At 33.5% G+C, this 20,463-nt stretch carries 17 protein-coding genes, 1 other RNA gene and 1 pseudogene; 10 read left to right on the top strand and 9 right to left on the bottom strand.

Translation table 11 applies throughout. The features are described from left to right. Positions 1-1,799 (bottom strand): annotated as a pseudogene (locus ICJ83_RS16360) (PKD domain-containing protein); the annotation flags it as partial. 445 nt (positions 1,800-2,244) lie between these two features. On the opposite strand from ICJ83_RS16360, the gene ICJ83_RS16355 reads away from it, so the two are divergent. The 4 genes from ICJ83_RS16355 (at position 2,245) to ICJ83_RS16340 (ending at position 6,414) form a co-directional block, all read left to right on the top strand. Next, positions 2,245-2,736: a SixA phosphatase family protein gene (locus tag ICJ83_RS16355; RefSeq protein WP_188231484.1), complete on the top strand. Its 492-nt coding sequence runs from the start codon at positions 2,245-2,247 to the stop codon at positions 2,734-2,736. Between the two features lie 78 nt (positions 2,737-2,814). Continuing rightward, on the top strand, positions 2,815-4,878 hold the full coding sequence (gene ppk1 / locus ICJ83_RS16350; protein WP_188231483.1) for a polyphosphate kinase 1: 2,064 nt from the start codon (positions 2,815-2,817) through the stop codon (positions 4,876-4,878). Between the two features lies 1 nt (position 4,879). After that, a complete protein-coding gene (locus ICJ83_RS16345) occupies positions 4,880-5,785 on the top strand; it encodes a Ppx/GppA phosphatase family protein (RefSeq protein WP_188231482.1) in 906 nt (301 codons plus the stop codon). A 104-nt stretch (positions 5,786-5,889) separates the two neighbouring features. Further along, the gene (locus tag ICJ83_RS16340; protein WP_188231481.1) at positions 5,890-6,414 is read left to right on the top strand and encodes a porin family protein; all 525 of its coding nucleotides are present in this window, start codon (positions 5,890-5,892) and stop codon (positions 6,412-6,414) included. On the opposite strand, the gene miaE is transcribed toward ICJ83_RS16340, so the two are convergent. Genes miaE through dnaX form a run of 3 tightly spaced genes read right to left on the bottom strand, consistent with a single transcriptional unit; the run spans position 6,411 to position 9,277 of the window. Further along, complete coding sequence (gene miaE, locus ICJ83_RS16335) at positions 6,411-6,992, bottom strand: tRNA-(ms[2]io[6]A)-hydroxylase (protein WP_188231480.1); 582 nt, start codon at positions 6,990-6,992, stop codon at positions 6,411-6,413. The two genes, ICJ83_RS16340 and miaE, sit on opposite strands and share 4 nt — an antisense overlap. A gap of 1 nt (position 6,993) precedes the next feature. Next, positions 6,994-7,560 (bottom strand): hypothetical protein, encoded by a 567-nt coding sequence (locus ICJ83_RS16330; protein WP_188231479.1) that lies wholly within the window; start codon positions 7,558-7,560, stop codon positions 6,994-6,996. Positions 7,561-7,570: 10 nt separating this feature from the next. After that, positions 7,571-9,277, bottom strand: coding sequence for a DNA polymerase III subunit gamma/tau (dnaX, locus tag ICJ83_RS16325; protein WP_188231478.1), 1,707 nt, complete (start codon positions 9,275-9,277; stop codon positions 7,571-7,573). A gap of 135 nt (positions 9,278-9,412) precedes the next feature. Here dnaX and rnpB point away from each other — a divergent pair. Continuing rightward, positions 9,413-9,733: RNase P RNA component class A (gene rnpB / locus ICJ83_RS16320), an RNA gene on the top strand. A 53-nt stretch (positions 9,734-9,786) separates the two neighbouring features. Here rnpB and ICJ83_RS16315 read toward each other — a convergent pair. The 4 genes from ICJ83_RS16315 to ICJ83_RS16300 form a co-directional block, all read right to left on the bottom strand. Further along, complete coding sequence (locus ICJ83_RS16315; RefSeq protein WP_188231477.1) at positions 9,787-10,530, bottom strand: hypothetical protein; 744 nt, start codon at positions 10,528-10,530, stop codon at positions 9,787-9,789. A 175-nt stretch (positions 10,531-10,705) separates the two neighbouring features. Then, positions 10,706-11,242, bottom strand: a complete 537-nt coding sequence (gene rsmD, locus ICJ83_RS16310) for a 16S rRNA (guanine(966)-N(2))-methyltransferase RsmD (RefSeq protein WP_188231476.1) — start codon at positions 11,240-11,242, stop codon at positions 10,706-10,708. Continuing rightward, positions 11,242-12,069, bottom strand: a complete 828-nt coding sequence (locus tag ICJ83_RS16305) for a DUF3822 family protein (protein WP_188231475.1) — start codon at positions 12,067-12,069, stop codon at positions 11,242-11,244. Before ICJ83_RS16305 ends, rsmD begins: the two co-directional genes overlap by 1 nt. Continuing rightward, entirely contained in the window at positions 12,053-12,790 is a 738-nt protein-coding gene (locus ICJ83_RS16300; RefSeq protein ID WP_188231474.1) for a hypothetical protein, read from the bottom strand. The genes ICJ83_RS16305 and ICJ83_RS16300 overlap by 17 nt, the downstream gene beginning before the upstream one ends. A 127-nt stretch (positions 12,791-12,917) precedes the next feature. On the opposite strand from ICJ83_RS16300, the gene ICJ83_RS16295 reads away from it, so the two are divergent. The 5 genes from ICJ83_RS16295 to ICJ83_RS16275 all read left to right on the top strand — a co-directional run bounded on the left by ICJ83_RS16295 (position 12,918) and on the right by ICJ83_RS16275 (position 17,622). Then, positions 12,918-14,342 carry an ATP-dependent DNA helicase gene (locus ICJ83_RS16295; RefSeq protein WP_188231473.1) on the top strand — a complete coding sequence of 475 codons (1,425 nt, stop codon included), beginning with the start codon at positions 12,918-12,920 and terminating at the stop codon, positions 14,340-14,342. A 19-nt stretch (positions 14,343-14,361) separates the two neighbouring features. Continuing rightward, positions 14,362-14,937, top strand: a complete 576-nt coding sequence (locus tag ICJ83_RS16290) for a DUF4126 domain-containing protein (RefSeq protein WP_188231472.1) — start codon at positions 14,362-14,364, stop codon at positions 14,935-14,937. 80 nt (positions 14,938-15,017) lie between these two features. Beyond that, a complete protein-coding gene (gene kdsB / locus ICJ83_RS16285) occupies positions 15,018-15,746 on the top strand; it encodes a 3-deoxy-manno-octulosonate cytidylyltransferase (protein ID WP_223154825.1) in 729 nt (242 codons plus the stop codon). Then, entirely contained in the window at positions 15,737-16,441 is a 705-nt protein-coding gene (locus tag ICJ83_RS16280) for an HAD family hydrolase (protein ID WP_188231471.1), read from the top strand. Before kdsB ends, ICJ83_RS16280 begins: the two co-directional genes overlap by 10 nt. 98 nt (positions 16,442-16,539) lie before the next feature. Next, the gene (locus ICJ83_RS16275) at positions 16,540-17,622 is read left to right on the top strand and encodes an iron-containing alcohol dehydrogenase family protein (RefSeq protein WP_188231470.1); all 1,083 of its coding nucleotides are present in this window, start codon (positions 16,540-16,542) and stop codon (positions 17,620-17,622) included. Between the two features lie 194 nt (positions 17,623-17,816). On the opposite strand, the gene ICJ83_RS16270 is transcribed toward ICJ83_RS16275, so the two are convergent. Continuing rightward, positions 17,817-20,420 carry a zinc-dependent metalloprotease gene (locus ICJ83_RS16270; protein ID WP_223154824.1) on the bottom strand — a complete coding sequence of 868 codons (2,604 nt, stop codon included), beginning with the start codon at positions 20,418-20,420 and terminating at the stop codon, positions 17,817-17,819. Positions 20,421-20,463 lie beyond the last annotated feature (43 nt).

Genomic DNA, 20,463 nt, shown 5'->3' with positions numbered 1-20,463 from the left:
GCTGTAAAGGTACGTGTTACGGTAATCGGGCAAGACCCGCTTTGGCTATCCTGATAGGTTACGGTATAATCACAAGCTTCAGTTACACTGTATCCGTAAGCTACAGCATCGCCAGTAATATCCACTGCCGTGGTACTAAAGTCATTCAGACCGTTAATATCACAGGCCTCGATGGTATCATCAGCAGGGGCTGTGATAACCGGATTTATAGTATCATCAATAGTAATAGTTTGCGTATCTGTATCTGAGTTACCACAAGCATCGGTAGCTGTAAAGGTACGTGTTACCACAATCGGGCAAGTACCGCTTTGGCTATCCTGATAGGTTACGGTATAATCACAAGCTTCAGTTACACTGTATCCGTAAGCTACAGCATCGCCAGTAATATCCACAGCCGTAGTGCTAAAGTTAGCCAAACCTGTAATATCACAAGCTTCGATGGTATCATCAGCAGGGGCCGTGATAACCGGATCTGTGGAATCTAGAACTTGTATAGTTTGCGTATCTGACGCAGAATTACCACAGGCATCCGTAGCTGTAAAGGTACGGGTTACGGTAATTGGACATGAACCACTCATGGAATCAAAATATGTGATTGATTGAACCGAATTGTTATCGGTCACATTACCATTACCTCCAGGAGAATTTTGAAGATCTGCTAAAGAAATTGTAATAGGTATTTCACTGTATGTTAGTCCAGTAATTCCTGTTTCGTCGCATGCATTTACACTGTAATCTTCAGGAGCGGTAACGCTAGGAGCTTGGGAATCACCAGGAGCTACATCTACATCTCCCGTAATTTCACAAGAATTTATATCAGTAATAGTGTAAACCTGATTAGTACCTGCAGGAACTCCTGTAAAAACACCCGTAGTATTTGTTTGACCGTTAAAATTATAGGTTAATTGACCAACTCCTCCTGAAGCAATAAATGTGATTTCCGCAGTTTCTCCAGAACAATTAATTGATGATGTAACCTGCGCACTGTTTAGAGTAATTTCGTTGGGAAAACTTTGAATTGTTAATGTTGTTGGGAATAGATTTTGAGTACCTTGTCCATCCACTACAGTAAGGGTTATAGTTTTTGGAGCGCTTGATACATCATAGGTTACTATAGGATTTGGAATATTAGTACCAGTTGTTGGAGTACCACCATCAAATCCCCAATTATATGTGTAGTTTTCGTCACCACCAGTGGTAAGTGATTCAAAATAAACAGTAGCTGTATTTCCAGTTGTACAAGTTTTATATGTAAAATCAACAGACAATGGAGTTGGTACTACAATGTCTGGTTGTTCATTATTACACTTAGTATCGTTACATCTTGGTCCATTATTATCATTAGGTGGTTGCCAAGAAATGTATATACCTGTTAATTGAATACCATCCCCACAAATATATCCGCCAGGAATTTGAGATAACCTTATTGGAGCAGAATCATCTATTGCCTGATTGATAAATAATCTCTCTGTGTATTTTTGATTACTTGGATTGACTTGAACATCATTAATCAATAAATTATACTGAATTAATAAATTGGACTTACTAGAAGATTCTATATTAGCCCATAAATAAAGAGCCACAAATTCCCCAGTTGTACATGTTGCCACCTCATTACCATTTGCGTCAGCCAAATAAACGTTAAGTATTTTTACATCATTGGCTACACACTTACTACTAAGACATGGAGTTTCTAAGGTAGTGGTGCTTGTTGCTTGAGCATAAATATTTTTACCCACCAAAATAAAGAGGCAAGTAAGTATATTTAGTAAATTCTTTTTAAAAGTACTTGTTTTCATAAGCCAATAATTGGTTAAATCGGATGTTGTTGTAATGTTTAGGTATGTATTAAATTATTTTACTAATTTTTACAATCTAATTTTTCTTAAAGTAGTGAGGGAGGAGTGCTTGCTAGCACTAACTAAAAAGAGATATTAGATTTGGGTCTTTGTTTAATTTGATTAAGACAAATGAACGTACAGTACCTTTGTTTTTCAAAAAAAAATGGTAAACACCTTAAAAAAACGACAAAACGCAATAAAATTTCCGTTTATCGATGTTTTTAATTTGTTTGGCGAGTACGATTTTTACTAACTAACGAATCAGTATTTTAGTAAAATAAGAGTTGATAATAGCTTACAGTTTTTTAAATTGGTTAATATTAATTAGATGTAAGACAAAGAAACAGTAATTAATCGAATAAAACAACATTTTACCGAACAAATTAACACTTTATCGATTTTTATGAGAAAATTAATACTAATAAGACATGCAAAATCTTCATGGGAATATGATGTTATTGATCATGATAGACCTTTAAAATCAGTAGGCATTCAAGATGCACGCATTTTATCGAAAAAATTGAAAAACACCGTAAAATCGGTAGATTTGATACTCTGTAGCAGTGCTGAGCGAACTAAGCTAACAGCTGGGTTTTTCATTTCTGAAATGGAATTTCAAAATGTTAAAACAACATATTTATATGATTTGTATGATTTCGACGGGAGAGATTTAATACAAACCATAAAAGAATGTGAAGACAATGTGAATACTTTAATGGTATTTGGACACAATCATGCAGTGACTCATTTCGTAAACACTTATGGGAGCACATTTATTGATAATGTTCCCACTTGTGGTATTGTTATTATAAATTTTGAAATAGATAGCTGGAAAAATCTAAATAAAGGAGAAACTATACTAACTTTATTTCCTAGAGATTTAAAAAATGATTAAACTAGCATAAATTTTAAATACTATCTAAATAAGACATTTGTCGTAGCTATTTTTATGCAAAATTACGAATTCACTACCATGACGAAATCCGATACACAAAACTATCAATATATAAATCGAGAAATAAGTTGGCTTCAATTTAATGCAAGGGTTTTGCAAGAGGCAGAGGACGAAACAGTACCTTTAATAGAACGTTTAAGATTTTTAGGGATTTTTTCGAATAATTTGGATGAGTTTTTTAAAGTCCGGTATGCTACGGTAAAACGTATTGTTGATGCTGGTAAAGCTGGAAAAAATGAATTGGGAGGTATTCGGGCGCAAGAACTTTTAGAAATTATTACCCAAATTGTAATAAAACAGCAAAGTGACAGTCTAGAAATACTTAATATTATTCAAAATCGCCTGAAGGATGAAAATATTTACATTATCAAGGAAAACCAAATAGACGATTCTCAAACCGAATTTATAAGACGGTATTTTATTCGAAAAGTTAGTCCAGCACTAGTAACTATTATTTTAAATGACTTAGTTGTTCTTCCAAATTTAAAAGATAGCGCCGCTTATTTAGCAGTGAGAATGGTTATGGCTGATGAAAGCAAACAGTTTGCTTTAATTGAAATTCCGAAATCGGTAAATCGATTTATCGAACTGCCAAAACAAGGTGATAAAAGTTTTATCATTTTACTAGATGATTTGCTGCGTTATTGTTTAAAAGATATTTTCAATATTTTCGACTATAAGGACATTTCGGCGCATATGATTAAAATTACACGAGATGGTGAGTTAGATTTTGATAGCGATTTAAGTAAAAGTTTTATAGAAAAAGTTTCCGATAGTGTAAAACACCGAAAAATAGGTGAGCCGGTTCGTTTTGTTTACGACAAAAATATACATCAAGATACCTTAAATTATTTAATGTCTAAAATGGGAATTGATAATACCGACAGTATCATTCCCGGGGGGCGTTATCATAACAGAAGAGATTATATGAGTTTCCCAAGTTTAGGACGAACCGATTTGATGTATGATAAAATTGAACCCCTACCAATTAAGGGGTTAAGCCTTGAGGATAGTATTTTTAAGGCCATAAAAAAGAAAGATTATTTACTTTATGCACCTTATCAGACATTTTCTTATGTAGTGAAGTTTTTACGAGAGGCTGCGCTAGACCCAAGTGTAAAAACCATTAGAATTACTATTTATCGTTTGGCAGAAATTTCGCATATAGCAAGCTCGTTAATAAATGCTGCCATTAATGGAAAGTCGGTTACAGTGGCTATAGAATTAAGAGCACGATTTGATGAACAGGCGAACATTGCTTACGCGCAGCAAATGAAAGATGAAGGCGTTAATTTAATTTTTGGTGTACAGGGCTTAAAGGTTCATAGTAAAATGTGCGTGATTGAGCGTGAAGAAGGCAAAAAAGTAAAACGTTATGGTTTTATAAGTACAGGTAATTTTAATGAATCGACAGCTAAGATTTATACCGATTACACCTTATTTACTTCAGATCAGCGTATCCTAAAAGATGTAAATAAAATATTTAGCTTCTTTGAAACCAATTACAAGATTTTCAGATATAAGCATTTAATAGCATCGCCACATTATACTAAAAAGGCCATTTTTAAACTCATTGATGCAGAAATTGAAAATGTAAAACAAGGCAAAATTGGTTATATCCGATTAAAAATGAATAGTATTTCAAGTTACGATATGGTGGATAAACTTTACGAAGCTAGTAATGCAGGGGTTAAAATTCAAATGATAGTAAGAGGTATTTGTTGTTTAATTCCAGGTGTAAAAGGCATGAGCGAAAATATTGAAGCCATAAGTATAGTAGATAAATTTTTAGAACATCCTAGAGTTTATATTTTTGGAAACAATGGCGACCCTAAAGTTTATATTTCATCGGCAGATTGGATGACCAGAAATATTGAAAATAGGGTAGAGGTAAGTTGCCCTATTTATGATGAAGACATTAAAAGAGAAATAATAGACACTTTTAATATTTCCTGGAGCGATAATGTTAAAGCAAGATTACTTTGTAATTCACAATCCAATCAATACAGAAGAAATGACAAGGAAAAGGTAAGATCGCAATTTGCTACTTACCAGTATTATGAAGACAAAATGAATAATTAGTATGCTTTCTATAAAAAAATATGCCGCAATTGATATTGGTTCTAATGCCGTAAGACTACTAATTTCCAATATCATTGAACGTGAGGGAAAACCTGTAAAATTTAAAAAGAACTCTTTAGTTCGTGTTCCTATCCGATTAGGAGCCGATGTTTTCATCAATCAAAAAATATCAAAAGAAAACACCCAACGTATGCTAGACACCATGCTAGCATTTAAACTTTTAATGAAATCACATAAAGTGGTTAAATATAAGGCTTGCGCTACATCTGCAATGCGTGAATCTTCTAATGGAAAGAAATTAGTTGACGCTATTTTAAAACATGCCGAAATAAGTATTGATATTATTAATGGCGAGGAAGAAGCAGCTATAATAGCCGCTACAGATTTAAATTCGTATATAGATGCCAGTAAAACGTACTTATATGTAGATGTAGGTGGTGGTAGTACGGAGTTTACAGTAATTCATGAGGGGACACCAATTGTTTCAAGATCATTTAAAATTGGTACAGTTCGTTTGCTTAACGACATGGTTTCTAAAGAAACCTGGCAGGAACTCGAATCCTGGATTAAAACTCACACATCTCATTACGATATTATTTCAGTTTTAGGTTCCGGTGGAAATATTAATAAAATATTTAAAATCTCTGGTAAAGCCTTAGGGAAACCTTTATCATACTTTTATTTAACATCCTACTACGACACTCTTCAAAGTTATTCGTATGAAGAACGTATTTCAGAATTAGATCTTAATCAAGACCGCGCCGACGTAATCATACCGGCTATGCGTATTTATTTATCGGCAATGAAATGGAGTGGCTCCAAAAACATTTACGTCCCTAAGATCGGTTTGGCAGATGGTATAATAAAAAGTATATACTATGATACCGTTTCAAGCAATACACAGTAAAATTATGCACTTCACCTTTTAAAATTGTAGGATTTTAAGTTTATCGTATATATTCGTGATAATATTTAATTAAGCAACAGATTTACAAACTAAACCTATTAATCATGAAAAAAATACTACTTACAATACTTCTTGGTGTGTCTTTTTACGGATTTTCTCAAGATGTGAAATTTGGTGTAAGAGGAGGATACAATATATCTAATCTCGATTTTAAGGAGAAACCAACTATGGAAAATAAACACAGAAATAGTTTTTACATTGGATTTTTTAGCGACATTAATTTTTCAAAAGGCTTTTCATTAGTTCCCGAACTGCAATTTTCTGCAGAAGGAGCAAAAGAAGAAGCTCTAAATTTAGACTACATTCAAATGCCTGTGATTTTAAAATTCAGATTAGCTGAAAAGTTTCGCTTTGGTGTTGGGCCTCAAGTTGGTTTAAAAGTACACAAGGAAGGGGATATGATGAAAAATTTTGCTTATTCAGGTGTTGCGGGTTTAGAATATAAAATTAATTATGGCTTGTTTGCCGATGTGCGCTACACTTACGGTTTTTCAAATGTATTCGATGACAATGTAAATCCAGAAGCGATTAATACCAATATTCAAATTGGTGTTGGGTATAAATTTTAACCGTGTATTGCTTCCGAATTTCCTAATTTCGACATAATTTTTGCTTCATATTCAAGAAGTTGCTGCCATTTCGCATCAACTTCTTTTTTTTCTCCATATTGTCTGGCAAAACCTAAAAACATAGTGTAATGATTCGCTTCACTTACCATTAAGTTTCTATAAAATGTTGCCAGTTCCTGATCTTCCAATTCCTCCGATAATAACCTGAATCGCTCACAACTTCTAGCTTCTATTAAGGCAGCATAAAGTAATCGGTGAACTAATTGGGTTGTTCTGCTTCCTCCCTTTGGGAAAAACTTCATCAATTCTATAACGTAATCGTCGCGGCGATCGCGACCTAAGGTCCAACCACGTTCAATGATTTTATCGTGTACCATTTTAAAATGGCTAATTTCTTCCTTAACTAATGCGGTCATTTCCTGCACCAATTCGGTATACTCTGGAAAACTAACGATTAAGGATATAGCGGTACTTGTTGCTTTTTGCTCACAAAAGGCGTGATCGGTAAGTATTTCTTCAATATTTTTTTCTACAATATTTACCCATCTTGGGTCTGTAGGTAATTTTAATCCTAGCATGTTATATCGTTTTTGGTGAATGCGGATACGCTTCTATTTCAATACGTCCCGATTCAGAGATTTTTATGATGAAATCTTTATAAATGTCCGTTTCAGGAATATGAAAGGCTGTTTTTAGTTCAACTCCATTAATATCCGAGTTTTCTTGATCGACCCAAAGATATTGCATAATAGCATTTTCCCAAAACAAATAATTTTCAAAGCTACTAAATAAACTGTTTTCAATAATTGTATTAACAATATTTTCGTTGTTTTTGTAAACTTGAATATGAGCTTCAAATTTTTTGTAATATGAAAAAGTTGTCGAGTCGTTTATGTTCTGAGTTCGCTTTTCCAAGAGATTATTTTCCAACGAATGGTAATTTAGTTTTACCCGAAAGCCAGAATCTAATAGGGTGTCGGTTGTAATAACAACAGGTTGTTCTGGAATAAACTTTAATTCTTCAGTAAATGATTTATAAAGATTATCTTCTTTTAAAACAGATGCATTAGACATGTGTGCACGGGACCTGCCATCGCAGGCTGCAAACGCGGATACTAAGAATAACATTAAAAAAATACGATACATGTTTACCGAATTACAAATCTAGATCAAAGGTCTTCTTCAATAGTAATATAGAAGCATTCTTTTCCTTAAGTTTTTCAAACTTTTCGATTGGCGTATAAGCATATTGCTTTTGTTTAACTTCATTAACATCTATAGATAAACTAATATCATAGTTGTTTAAGTTTTTTCTAATATACGCCAAAAGTTCATACTGATTTCGTTCAACTTCAACTTTATTGGTTTCTGCAGGATATTCTAAATGAACTGTTGTCCCCTTAACTTTAGGAACATCCATTGCTAGAATTGAGGCTAAATTATATTGACCATTTTTACGAATCATAGAGGTATATTCGTTCCAGGCTGTAACCAATTGAGCTTCAGTAAATGGTTCGGTTGGCAGGTTTTCTTCATCTACCACAACTTCCATTTGTTTAATTTGATGCTCTTTTTTGACCCTTAAACTGCTTAACGATAAACCAGATTTGCGTTTTTTATTACTATTTAAGTCAATTTTTATTGGCTTTGGTGATTGAAACTGACTAGCCGGGTTTGTTTCTTTTTTATTTGAATCGACTTCGGTTTTAACTTCGGGTTTAGGTACGTTTACCGGGATTGGGGTAATGCCTTTCTTTTTGAAAAACGAAGCAGGAATTATGTAATGTCTGCTATTTTTTTTTTCTCCATCAAAAGTGATAGAGGCAAGTTGCATAAGGCATAATTCTACGAGTAAGCGTTGATTTTTACTTGATTTATATTTTAAATCGCAATCGTTCGCGAGGTTTATGGCTTGCAGTAAAAATGCCTGCGAGGCTTTTTGTGATTGTTCTAAGTATTTCTTTTTAGTTTCTTCTCCAACTTCTAAAAGTTCTATCGTTGAAGGCGTTTTACTTACTAGTAAATCTCTAAAATGAGAAGCTAATCCAGCAATGTAATGATGGCCATCAAAGCCTTTGGATAAGGTGGTGTTAAACTGAATGAGTAATTCTGGGATTTTATTTTCAAGGATAAGGTCTGTGCTTTCAAAATAAGTTTCGTAATCTAAAACATTTAAATTTTCAGTAACAGCCTGTCGTGTTAAATCTTTGCCTGAAAAACTTACGACACGATCAAAAATAGAAAGCGCATCCCGCATCGCGCCATCAGCCTTTTGTGCAATAATATGAAGCGCATCGTCGTCGGCATTAACACCTTGTTCTTGAGCAATATATTTTAAATATTCTTTCGCGTCTTTAACAGTTATTCGTTTAAAATCGAATATTTGACAGCGCGATAAAATGGTTGGAATAATTTTATGTTTCTCGGTGGTAGCAAGAATAAAAATACAATGTTTAGGGGGTTCTTCTAATGTTTTTAAAAACGCATTAAAAGCCGATTGAGATAACATATGCACCTCATCAATAATATAAACTTTATATTTTCCTACTTGTGGTGGTATTCGAACCTGATCGGTTAAATTTCGAATATCATCAACCGAGTTGTTTGATGCCGCATCAAGTTCAAAAACATTAAAGGCAAAATCTTCATCTTCTGTTTCTGTCCCTTCACTATTAATCATTTTGGCTAAGATACGTGCACAAGTTGTTTTACCCACACCACGTGGACCAGTAAAAAGTAAGGCTTGAGCCAAATGATTATTATCTATAGCATTAAGTAAGGTATTTGTAATAGCCTGTTGCCCCACAACATCTTTAAAAGTTTGTGGTCTGTATTTACGGGCTGATACTACAAAATGTTCCAATATTGCTGCATTTGTTTCAGCATCTAAGTGATGCCTGTTAAACTAAAAACAAAGTTAAAAATTCAAGTTAAAAATATTATAAAAGCCATTAAAAATTAAACAGGAGTTATTAACAATAAATTGTACTTTTGCCTGCAAGTAAATCGCCTTATCGCTAAATTTTCGCATTTGTGTTTATTTAGAGGAAAGTCCGAACACCGTAGTGCAACATAGTGGTTAATGGCCACCAGCCGTGAGGTTAGGAAAAGTGCAACAGAAAGAATGTACAGGTAATGCTGTAGTGAAATCAGGTAAACTCTATGTGGTGCAATGTCATGTATACCAACGTTTGAGGGCGGCACGTTCGATTGTTGGAGGGTAGGCAGCTAAAGTATGCTGGTAACAGTACACTCAGATAAATGATAAGGTATTCCTAATCGGGAAGAACAGAATTCGGCTTATAGATTTACTTAAGAATAAAAAATCCTTCTGCTCATCCAGAAGGATTTTCATTTATATTACTATTTGAATTAATTATTAAGATTATAGGAAAGATCTGGACGCATTCGGCCATGAACCTCTTCAAGCCTTTCGGCGTAATCCATTACTTTTTTAAAAGTATCCCAACGATCGGGGCCTAAAACTTTTTCATTTTCTTTAGATTTTGATGCCGCATGAATGGCATCTTTGGAAGATACAGCCACCAAGTAGCATTCTTCCTGTGTACCAAATCCGTTTCTGTAAACACGATAATATTCCTTAGAATTTTTAGTTTCATAAAGCTTTTTAACCGCTTCCATACCTTCTCTTATTTTTTTTGCATTTTGTGGTGTAAAATAAATATAATACCATGTTCTGTAATCTTGGCCTTCTTGTATCATGCTTAACCCTTTTGGCATATACGATAAATCTTTAACTAAGTGAATAATGTAAGTTGTATGAGAATCATAACATTTATCGAAATCTTCAAATAGTTTTCCGAATTTGTCTCCCATGGCTTCAGCCATATCTGCAAATGGACGTTCATCTAAAGCAGCCATATTTTCAATTTCAGAAATATAAATAAATTTGAAATCATCACTAGAGGCGGCTGCCCAGCTTGCGTCAACTTCATGCTTAACGCAGGCTTCTTTGAATTCTTTAGCTGTTTTTTCGTAATCCTCTATCTTAGAAGGCTTAACGTTGTCCTGGTGTATGCGATACATTTGGGCATAACAGAATCCATTAAAAGTTAGGATTAAAATGAGAATTAGAATGTGTTTTAAGTTTTTCATAAATATCGAATTTAAATGGTTAATTTCAACTTAAACCATAAATAAGAACAACAAAAAACTTTAATCATTAAAAGTAAAAGCTAGAAGTGGGCTTTTTAAAAGAGTCTCTAAGTTACTGAAAAAAAATATATTACGACAGAAAATTAGTAAATTAAATTAATAATCACATACGTATTTAGTATTCAAAAAAACTAAACACACTACTACCGTAATTTTTTGAATAGCTAAAGTTTTCAATTTTTGATAAATCGGTATGTTTAGAATGTTCAATTATAAGAACACCATCTTCAACTAAAAAATCATTCTTAAAAACTAATTCAGCGATTTTAGCAAAGTCTTCATCTGGAAAATTATAAGGTGGATCGGCAAATACAATATCGGTTTTCATTGAAGCTTTTTCTAAAAACTTAAACACATCACTTTTAATGGTTTGAATAGGGATATTAAAGTTTTCAGCAGTTTGTTGTATAAATTTAATACAACCGAAATTTTGATCGACACAGGTTATTTGAGTAGTCCCACGTGAGGCGAATTCATAACTTATATTACCAGTACCAGCGAATAGATCTAATACCGAAAGGCTGTCAAAATAAAAACTATTATTGAGTATATTAAACAAAGATTCTTTAGCCATATCGGTGGTTGGCCGAACAGGTAATTTTTTTGGAGCTATAATTTTTCTTCCTTTTAGTGTTCCTGAAATAATTCGCATTAAAAACTGTTTAAAATTACAAAGTCACTATAGTTAGTATTAGGTTGCGCTTCTAGTTTATATTTAAATGTATCGTTGCGCTTACCAAAACTTACAAATTGTATGTATTTATGAGCGATTACATAACGTTCGTCGTGTTTATCAATGTTACCGGTTAAAATCAGCTCAAACGATTCGGGGTTAAGTTCTAATTGTTCAGCGGTAAACAAAATGTAATAAATAAAATCTTCTTTGGTTTGATACTCAAACGTATTATAAAGTATTAATTTACCTTTATTTACTACTGTCATTTCAAAATGAAGCTCCTTAACATTAATGAAAATCTTTGGAATCTCACTATTCTTTTCCATTTGTAAAATGGTTTCTACCAATATCGTTGAGATGTGCTTAAAGGTAAATTCACCAAAGGTGTCGTAAATATAATTATTAATGTTTACGAAGGGTACATAAATATTTTTACTGTCGTTAAGAGCAACTTCATCTGTAGCAATAAAATCCGACTTTAATATTTTAGTATTAAATTTTAAATAATCTGATAAATGATCTTCGTTGAAAAAAGGTGTTGGGACAAAATTAGATAAATCATTATCATGAATAACCGTAACATTACTAAATTCTTGATTTAATTCAGAGTTAGAATTAAATTCTGTTTTTACACGTTCAAGTAGCTCAATATGATTTAACCTTTTCCCAAAGTTTATATCTTTTAAGGCTTCAATAGAGTTACTATCCTTTTGTAGAATACAAAAAGAAAGTCCACTCAAGCTTATTTGAATGGACAGTTCTTTGTTTAATATTTCGTGAAAATCTTTACTCGTTTGCGCCATAGTTTTTTGGCCAGTTACCAGCGGTATTTACTTCTTCCATAGAACCTACTTTTAAAGCATCACCGTTAACACCGTCTACCGAAATAACCTGGTTTTCTTGTATTACCATATCTCTGTCTTGATCGAAAAGGATAACGTCCTTTTTAACAGAAGCTTCAAATACTGGTATGTTAATTTTACTTTGTTCGATAAATCCTGCTTGCATTTTAAATTTAGCTCCAGGCTCTCCAACAGGTACATTCATTAAGCTTTTGTAACGATCAGATTGTTTAAATAATGAGTCTTTAACTGGCACATATCCAAGGGTGTCAATAATAACCTCATCTTTAAACATATCTACTCCAAAACGTTTTGACATTTCAACGTCTAGGATAGATGTATCTCGACGTTCGGTAATAGTAAACTCTGCCGTATCAATAAATTTTATTAGGTTATCAAAGTTTTCAGCAAATTTACCTATTACAGTTTTATGTGCTAATTGCGCATCTCTAATATCATTTAATCTCTCAATGACTTGAGCATAACGTTTGTTTTTTTCTTTATTAAATAAAATTGGTGTGTAGATAGACATATATGTTTGGTAGCCTAAGAAAATAATTAGCAACCAAAGTGCAATACTAATTACAGGTTTAAGTTTTACAGGTACAAATTTGTCGATTAACTTAACCAAGACAACTGTAAGCAAGATTACTCCAAGAGCAATAAGAATAAAGTTTAACATCGTTATTTTTTAATTAAAAAGTTATTAAAGGTCTTTCGCAAATCTACAATTTTTTTTTAATCGTAAAAATCTATTGCCTATAAAATCATTTCTATATTTGAATAATTTATTAATTTTTCAGCATTAAATGACTGCAACCGAATTTAATTCAATAGTAAAAAAGCAATTTCCTTTCGAGCCAACGTTAAAGCAGGGCGTTGTGTTACAGCAACTTTCCGAATTTATTTTTAATGATTCACCTAATGGTTTGTATTTGCTGAAGGGGTATGCCGGAACCGGTAAAACGACTATAATAGGTGCTATAGTAAATAATTTATGGAAAGCAAAAAAAAGCTCCGTGCTTATGGCGCCAACAGGTAGAGCCGCAAAAGTGATATCTAATTATTCAGGAAGAGAGGCTTTTACTATTCATAAAAAGATATATTTTCCAAAAAAAGAAAAGGGTGGAGGCGTGTCGTTTGTATTGCAACCTAACAAGCATAAAAATACCATTTTTATTGTAGACGAGGCTTCAATGATTCCTGACACACCAGGTGATTCAAAGTTATTTGAAAACGGTTCTTTATTAGATGATTTAATTCAATATGTATATTCGGGTCACAAATGCAAACTCTTACTCATAGGTGACACGGCTCAGTTACCACCAGTAAAGTTGGATTTAAGTCCTGCGTTAAACGAAAACACATTGGCTTTAAATTATAACAAAGAAGTTACCCGCATGGAGTTAGATGAAGTGGTTCGTCAAGAATATGACTCTGGAATTTTAGCCAACGCAACGGTTTTAAGGGAAGCTTTAGGCAGCCAGTTTCATGATTATTTTAAATTCGATTTGCATGGTTTTAGCGATATCGTCAGATTAATAGATGGGCATGAAATTATGGACGCTATAAATAGTGCATATAGCGATTTAGGGAACGAGGAAACGACCATTATTGTACGAAGCAATAAACGCGCTAACTTATATAACCAAAATATAAGAAATCGTATTTTATTCAATGAAAGTGAGTTATCTGCTGGAGATTATTTAATGGTGGTGAAGAATAATTATTTTTGGGTAAAACCAACCAGTGAAGCGGGCTTTATAGCAAATGGCGATATTATTGAAGTTCTTGAAATTTTTAAAATTGAAGAGTTGTATAGTTTTCGATTTGCAGAAGTTAAAATTAGGATGGTAGATTATCCTAAAATGAAACCCATTGAAACTGTTTTATTACTTAATACGATTGAAGCAGAAACACCTTCGTTATCCTATGAAGATTCAAACAGACTTTATCAAGAAGTGATGAAGGATTTTGCAAATGAAAGCAGCAATTACAGAAAATTTTTAAAAGTTAAGGGCAGTAAGCATTTTAATGCACTTCAGGTCAAGTTTTCATATGCCATTACGTGTCATAAATCCCAAGGGGGGCAATGGAATACTGTTTTTGTTGAGCAACCGTATTTACCAAATGGAATTGACACCGATTATTTACGTTGGTTATATACCGCTGTTACCCGTGCTAAAGAAAAATTATATCTTATAGGATTTAAAGACGATTTTTTTGAAGAATAGTTTTTGATATCTTTATACTATGACAGTAGAATCTATAATTAGTATTTGTTTAGGCGTTGGATTAGCGGCTTCCACAGGATTTCGAGTGTTTTTACCATTATTTGCTTTAAGTTTAGCAGCTTATTTTAATGTTTGGGAACTTAATGAATCCTGGGAATGGATAGGGAGTCCGGCAGCATTAATAACTTTAGGGGTAGCCACTATAATTGAGGTTTTTGCCTATTTTATCCCATATATCGATAACGCTTTAGATAGTATAGCTGTTCCGCTGGCTGCCTTGGCTGGCACAGCGGTGATGATGTCTACTGTGGCCGATTTAAGTCCAGTTGTAACATGGGCATTAGCCATAATAGCTGGCGGAGGAACAGCCGCGGCTATATCGGGGTCTTCTAGTACAACACGACTAGCCTCTACTGCAACAACTGGAGGGTTAGCAAATCCAGTAGTTTCTACTATTGAAACAGGAACGGCTACCGTAATGTCTGTTATTTCAATAATTTTCCCAGTATTTGCGTTTATTATAGTCGTTTTATTGTTGTTTTTCATTTTTAAACTCTTTAAAAAGTTTAGGACTGCAAAGCCCAAAAACGGATAATAAATTCTATTTTTGTGATATGTTTTATCTTTACTAAAAAGCAATAAAACTTAATAAAATCCCTTATAGAACACGATTTAATGAAGATAATTTCAATGATTCCAGCACGTTATAGTGCATCCCGTTTTCCTGGGAAATTAATGCAAGACCTAGGAGGAAAACCGGTTATTTTACGAACTTATGAAGCCACCGTGGCCACCAATTTGTTTGATGCTGTTTTTGTTGTTACCGACAGTGAAATTATTTACAACGAAATTGTAAATAATGGAGGTCAAGCCATTATGAGTAAAAAAGAGCATGAGTGTGGTAGCGACAGAATAGCCGAAGCTGTAGAACACATGGATATTGATATTGTAATTAATGTTCAGGGGGATGAACCTTTTACAGATAAAGAATCGTTATCTAAATTAATAAACGTGTTTAAGGATGACCATGACAAATCTATTGATTTGGCTTCTTTAATGGTTCATATCACCGATGAGGATGATATAAAAAATCCGAATACCGTAAAAGTTGTTTTAGATCATTTTGATTTTGCTTTATATTTTTCCAGAAGCCCAATTCCGTATCCCAGAGATAAATCGGTTAACGTAAAATATTATAAACACAAAGGAGTATATGCTTTTAGAAAAGAGGCTATTCTTGATTTTTATCGCTTGCCCATGTTAACCTTGGAGGCCTCTGAAAAACTAGAGCAGTTACGATATTTAGAATACGGTAAACGTATAAAAATGGTAGAAACGGATGTGGAAGGGGTAGAAATAGATACACCCGAAGATCTTGAACGCGCAAAAAAAATATGGAAGTAAACTATCAAAATATTAAGGTGATAGGTTTTGATGCCGATGACACACTATGGGTGAATGAAACCTATTTTCGTGAAGCCGAACAGAAATTTGGCAATTTATTGTCTGAATACGAAACCCTGAATAAACTTGATCAGGAACTTTTCAAAAAGGAAATTGATAATTTGCCTTTATACGGCTATGGTGTTAAAGCCTTTGTTTTATCTATGGTTGAAAGTGCGTTGGAGCAATCAAATTATAATGTCTCGCAGCAAGCTATTGAAGCTATTTTAAATATTGGTAAGGATATGCTTAATAAACCAGTAGAACTGCTGGACGGGGTTGAGGATGTATTAAAGGCACTATCTAAAACGTATCGATTAATTTTAGCCACTAAAGGTGATTTACTGGATCAGGAACGAAAATTGGAAAAATCAGGATTGAGTAAGTATTTCCATCATATTGAAGTTTTAAGTGATAAAAAAGAAGAAAATTACAGTAAACTACTTAATCATTTAGATATTAATCCATCTGAATTTTTAATGGTTGGTAATTCTTTAAGGTCGGATATCTTACCTTTAGTAAATATAAAAGCACATGCTGTTCATATACCGTTCCACACTACTTGGGCGCATGAGCAAGTGTCTGAAAAGGAGACCAATGGAAAAAATTATAAAACAATAAAAAGTTTAAGGCAACTAATTACACTTTTAGAATAATTTATTTTTGTGTTATTTTTCATAAAAACACCTCTGAAATTTTAAGTATAATCTTAAAATAAAGTTATTTTTGAACATCCAAACAGAAAGCATATTAAATGAGTTATAAAAACTTTCCCATGGTACCAAGAGTTATTTTTGGTCGAGGTAGTTTCAATCAGCTAAATGATATTTTAGAACCAAAGCGTCTAAATTCAAAAGCACCATTTATTTTTTTGGTAGACGATGTATTTAAAGGAAATGCATGGTTAACCTCAAGAGTTCCTTTGTCGTACGACGATAGAATTATTTTTATTTCAGCAAACGAAGAACCCAAAACCTCTCAGGTTGATGCATTAGTAGAAGATATTATTTTAACTACAAAAGAGCGTCCATCAGGAATAATTGGTATCGGAGGAGGTACGTTGTTAGATTTGGCTAAAGCTGTAGCTATTATGTTAACGAACGAAGGCGAAGCTAAAGACTACCAAGGTTGGGATTTGGTTAAAAATGAAGCCATTTACCATGTTGGTATTCCTACCATTTCAGGAACAGGAGCAGAAGTATCAAGAACTACAGTACTTACCGGGCCAGAGAAAAAATTAGGAATTAATTCAGATTATACACCTTTCGATCAGGTTGTTTTAGATTCTGAACTAACTAAAGACGTACCTAAAGCGCAATGGTTTTATACGGGTATGGATTGTTTTATTCATTGTGTAGAGTCTTTAGAAGGGTCTTATCTAAACGCATTTAGCCAGAGTTATGGTGAAAAGGCTTATGATTTATGTAAAGAAATTTTTCTGAATGGTACGTTAGACGAAACGGAAGCTCAAGAAAAATTAATGATGGCTTCTTGGCATGGAGGAATGAGTATTGCTTATTCTCAGGTGGGAATTGCACATGCCATGAGTTATGGTCTGGCTTATTTGTTAGGTACCAAACATGGAATTGGTAATTGTATTGTTTTTGATCATTTAGAAGAGTTTTACCCGGAGGGCGTAAAATTGTTCAAAGAAATGAAAGAAAAACACAATATATCTTTACCTCAAGGTTTGTGTGCTAATTTAACTGATGCAGATTTTAATATTTTAGTAAACATCGCATATGGATTAGAACCACTTTGGGAAAATGCTTTGGGCAAAAACTGGAAGACCATAATGACTCCAGGCAAATTAATAAGTTTATATAAAAAAATGTAGTAAAAGTTTTGTTAAAAAACCTATCTTTAAATGGGTTTGGCATGGGTTTTGAATTTTACAACATGTGTAGTTTTTAATGAAACATAAAGTAAACAATTCCTTGTCCCTAAAAAGAAACATTATCTTGCTACATATCAAATAAAAAAAGCTACTTCATTTGAAGTAGCTTTTCTTTTGTAACATAATTAACGTTGTTATTTAATTTCTTTTAAAGCATTATCTATTAATGCTCTTAAGTGCTGTTTATGCGCTTTTGATGAAATATTTCCTCCGGAATTAGTCATCGTCTTTATGGTTTTCAAATTGTATAACGCCATTGATTGCGCGAGGTTTGAATATCTCGAACTTCTAGGACCTACAAGCATATCAATAAGCGTGTTGGTATACTCTAATTGCAAATTTTGTCTAAATGAATTTACGTTTCCATTAATATCCGATTTAAAAATAGCATCGTTTAAATCGGTCATCATAGTAGATAGGGTATATGTGTTTCCATATAATTCCGAATCAGAAATGCGTTGTAATGTATTATAATGTAATATATGGCTTAAAACCGATTTTTGGTAGCCTAATACCTGATCGTGAATTTTAGGATCCTCTGGAGCAGATCTGAAATTAAACCCACGTCGTTGCATGGCCAGATAATTATATAAATCGTTAGGGGCAGCAAAGGCATCAGGAGCAAAAACATATTTACTTAATGCGTTCATAGCACGTTTTTGGTCTTTGAAACTTACTGGTGTATACGGTTGTTTTGCTCCTTCTTGTCCTACCATAGCGCGCTCAACGTAAACTCCTCCAATAAATCTTGAAATGGCATTTGCAGCAGATGATTTTTGAGAAGACAATAAATAATAAACACGTCTTAATTCCTGATATGATTCTCCAGTTTTACTGAAATCATTTTTCAGATCCTTCATTAAGTCGTTAGACATTTCTATACGGTCAATGCCCCATGCAATTTGATCGTTAGATTGATCGGAAACATTTACGCGTGGGTCGATAGCTTTACCTGGAGCACGCATATCGTCGGCGTCATTTCCAAAAATATGTTCAGGTTTTGTTGATTCACTTAATAAATCCTGACGTTCCTTTTCTGTTTTGAAAGGTGTATACCCTAATTGAATCGCCCAAATATCATAAGGTCCAACAGTTACATCGTCGTATTGTCCTTGTTTGTTACGGTCTCTGGTAACGTTTAAAGCGGCATAATCCATAACCGATGCCGTTAAACATTTTCCTTGTATAAATTCGGGATCGTTTAATTGTTCAGGCGAATATAACTGGCTGGCTTTCATATTGTGGTTTAAGCCTAAAGTATGACCTACTTCATGCATAATTAAAGCCATCATCGATTCTCTTTTAATGCGAACTAATTCAAGTTCTGTGGCACCGGCAGCTTCGGCTACAGTACTGGCAAACATCATTTCGTCATGTAATTCTGCGCCCAGTGTACAAAATTTATGATCATTAATTGTGTTTTCGTTATTTTCAAAAGCTTCGGTAGTTGATGCTAACTCAAAGACTTTATCGTAAAAAACACGGTTAGAAAAATGAGCAAACTCTAGCATGATATCTGCTCCTAAAATTTCACCAGTTCTAGGGTTTACAAAACTCGGGCCATAACCTCCAAAAGGAGGGTTAGGAGAGGAGGTCCAGCGTAAAACATTATAACGTATATCACCGGCATCCCAAGTGGCATCGTCTGGTTGTACTTTTACAACCATTGCATTTTTAAAGCCAGCTTTTTCAAAGGCTTTGTTCCATTGTAAAACACCTGCTTTAATTGTTTCTCTCCATTCTAAAGGAGTTGTATTTTCAATCCACCAAGTGATTGGTTTTACAGGTTCAGAAATTTCTAATTCCGGATTTTTTTTCACCAGATTCCAACGATGAATTAAATCGTGATATGGCGTAGAACTTGCCGAGGTTTTATCATCCATTTCTGTAGTAAAAAAACCAACTCTAGGATCGTCGAATCGCGGTTCATAACCGTTTTCCGGCATAGCTATTAAACTGTGATATACCTTTAAGCTCACATTTCTGCCATCGGCAACAGCGTTTGATCCATTATTTAATACGTAAGGCGAAGAGTATACATACTCAACCTCCATATTGATATTTTCCGGATAATTGCTTATCTGTAAAATTTTACTTTTAGATTTGTCTAAATTCCCAAGTTTAAAATCTGTTGGTTTTGAACCAGGTCCTGAAGGATTCTTTACCTGCGAAAATGTTTCTCCTAAAAATAGATTATCAGCTTTAATCAAGTATAATTTTTTGTCTTTATCATAAGCTGTTATATCTATGCTTGCCATATTGCCATGGCTAATATTGGCGTCTTTAGACCTAGACAAAGGGTTTTCAGGATCGAAATAAAAAGCTGTATTTTGAGTTACAAAATCAATTCTATTGAAATATTTCTCAATTTTAAACACTTTTGAATCTCGATACGACCCTTTAATAATTCGACCAGCGTCCATAACACCATTAGAAATCTGGCTAAAATAAATGAATTCTTTACCAATTTGGTCTTCCGAAATAATCATTTGTAAAGAACCGTTTATGGTGTCTTGATAGATTTTAAATAGACCATCGATTTCTTTACTGGATTTTATAAAATCTGCAATCGATTTATCTTTACTTTTTTTTGTGTTTTGCGCAACCGCTTCGGTATCAGCATTTTTACGTTTTTTCTTTTTTTTGCTTTGAGCTTCTAGCGAGGAAGTGTTCAAAAAACAAAAAGTAGCTAATGCGACACAGGCATAGTACTTCAGGTTCATTCTTTTTTGCTTCATTATTTGATTATTGTTTTCAAAAATTTTGAAGCTAAAAATACTT

The organism is Aestuariibaculum sediminum (assembly GCF_014596945.1).
GTDB lineage: Bacteria > Bacteroidota > Bacteroidia > Flavobacteriales > Flavobacteriaceae > Aestuariibaculum > Aestuariibaculum sediminum.
Note: the sequence above shows the minus strand (reverse complement) of the source record. Positions and strands in the feature narration are given on the sequence as shown.

Bases quoted from the DNA above. Each gene is read 5' to 3' on its own strand.
- miaE (WP_188231480.1), bottom strand. From the start codon at position 6,992: ATGCTAGGATTAAAATTACCTACAGACCCAAGATGGGTAAATATTGTA.
- ICJ83_RS16345 (WP_188231482.1), top strand. From the start codon at position 4,880: ATGCTTTCTATAAAAAAATATGCCGCAATTGATATTGGTTCTAATGCC.
- ICJ83_RS16315 (WP_188231477.1), bottom strand. From the start codon at position 10,530: ATGAAAAACTTAAAACACATTCTAATTCTCATTTTAATCCTAACTTTT.
- ICJ83_RS16275 (WP_188231470.1), top strand. From the start codon at position 16,540: ATGAGTTATAAAAACTTTCCCATGGTACCAAGAGTTATTTTTGGTCGA.
- ICJ83_RS16300 (WP_188231474.1), bottom strand. From the start codon at position 12,790: ATGTTAAACTTTATTCTTATTGCTCTTGGAGTAATCTTGCTTACAGTT.
- ICJ83_RS16355 (WP_188231484.1), top strand. From the start codon at position 2,245: ATGAGAAAATTAATACTAATAAGACATGCAAAATCTTCATGGGAATAT.
- ICJ83_RS16280 (WP_188231471.1), top strand. From the start codon at position 15,737: ATGGAAGTAAACTATCAAAATATTAAGGTGATAGGTTTTGATGCCGAT.
- kdsB (WP_223154825.1), top strand. From the start codon at position 15,018: ATGAAGATAATTTCAATGATTCCAGCACGTTATAGTGCATCCCGTTTT.
- rsmD (WP_188231476.1), bottom strand. From the start codon at position 11,242: ATGCGAATTATTTCAGGAACACTAAAAGGAAGAAAAATTATAGCTCCA.
- ICJ83_RS16305 (WP_188231475.1), bottom strand. From the start codon at position 12,069: ATGGCGCAAACGAGTAAAGATTTTCACGAAATATTAAACAAAGAACTG.
- ICJ83_RS16295 (WP_188231473.1), top strand. From the start codon at position 12,918: ATGACTGCAACCGAATTTAATTCAATAGTAAAAAAGCAATTTCCTTTC.
- ICJ83_RS16330 (WP_188231479.1), bottom strand. From the start codon at position 7,560: ATGTATCGTATTTTTTTAATGTTATTCTTAGTATCCGCGTTTGCAGCC.
- ppk1 (WP_188231483.1), top strand. From the start codon at position 2,815: ATGACGAAATCCGATACACAAAACTATCAATATATAAATCGAGAAATA.
- ICJ83_RS16270 (WP_223154824.1), bottom strand. From the start codon at position 20,420: ATGAAGCAAAAAAGAATGAACCTGAAGTACTATGCCTGTGTCGCATTA.
- ICJ83_RS16290 (WP_188231472.1), top strand. From the start codon at position 14,362: ATGACAGTAGAATCTATAATTAGTATTTGTTTAGGCGTTGGATTAGCG.
- ICJ83_RS16340 (WP_188231481.1), top strand. From the start codon at position 5,890: ATGAAAAAAATACTACTTACAATACTTCTTGGTGTGTCTTTTTACGGA.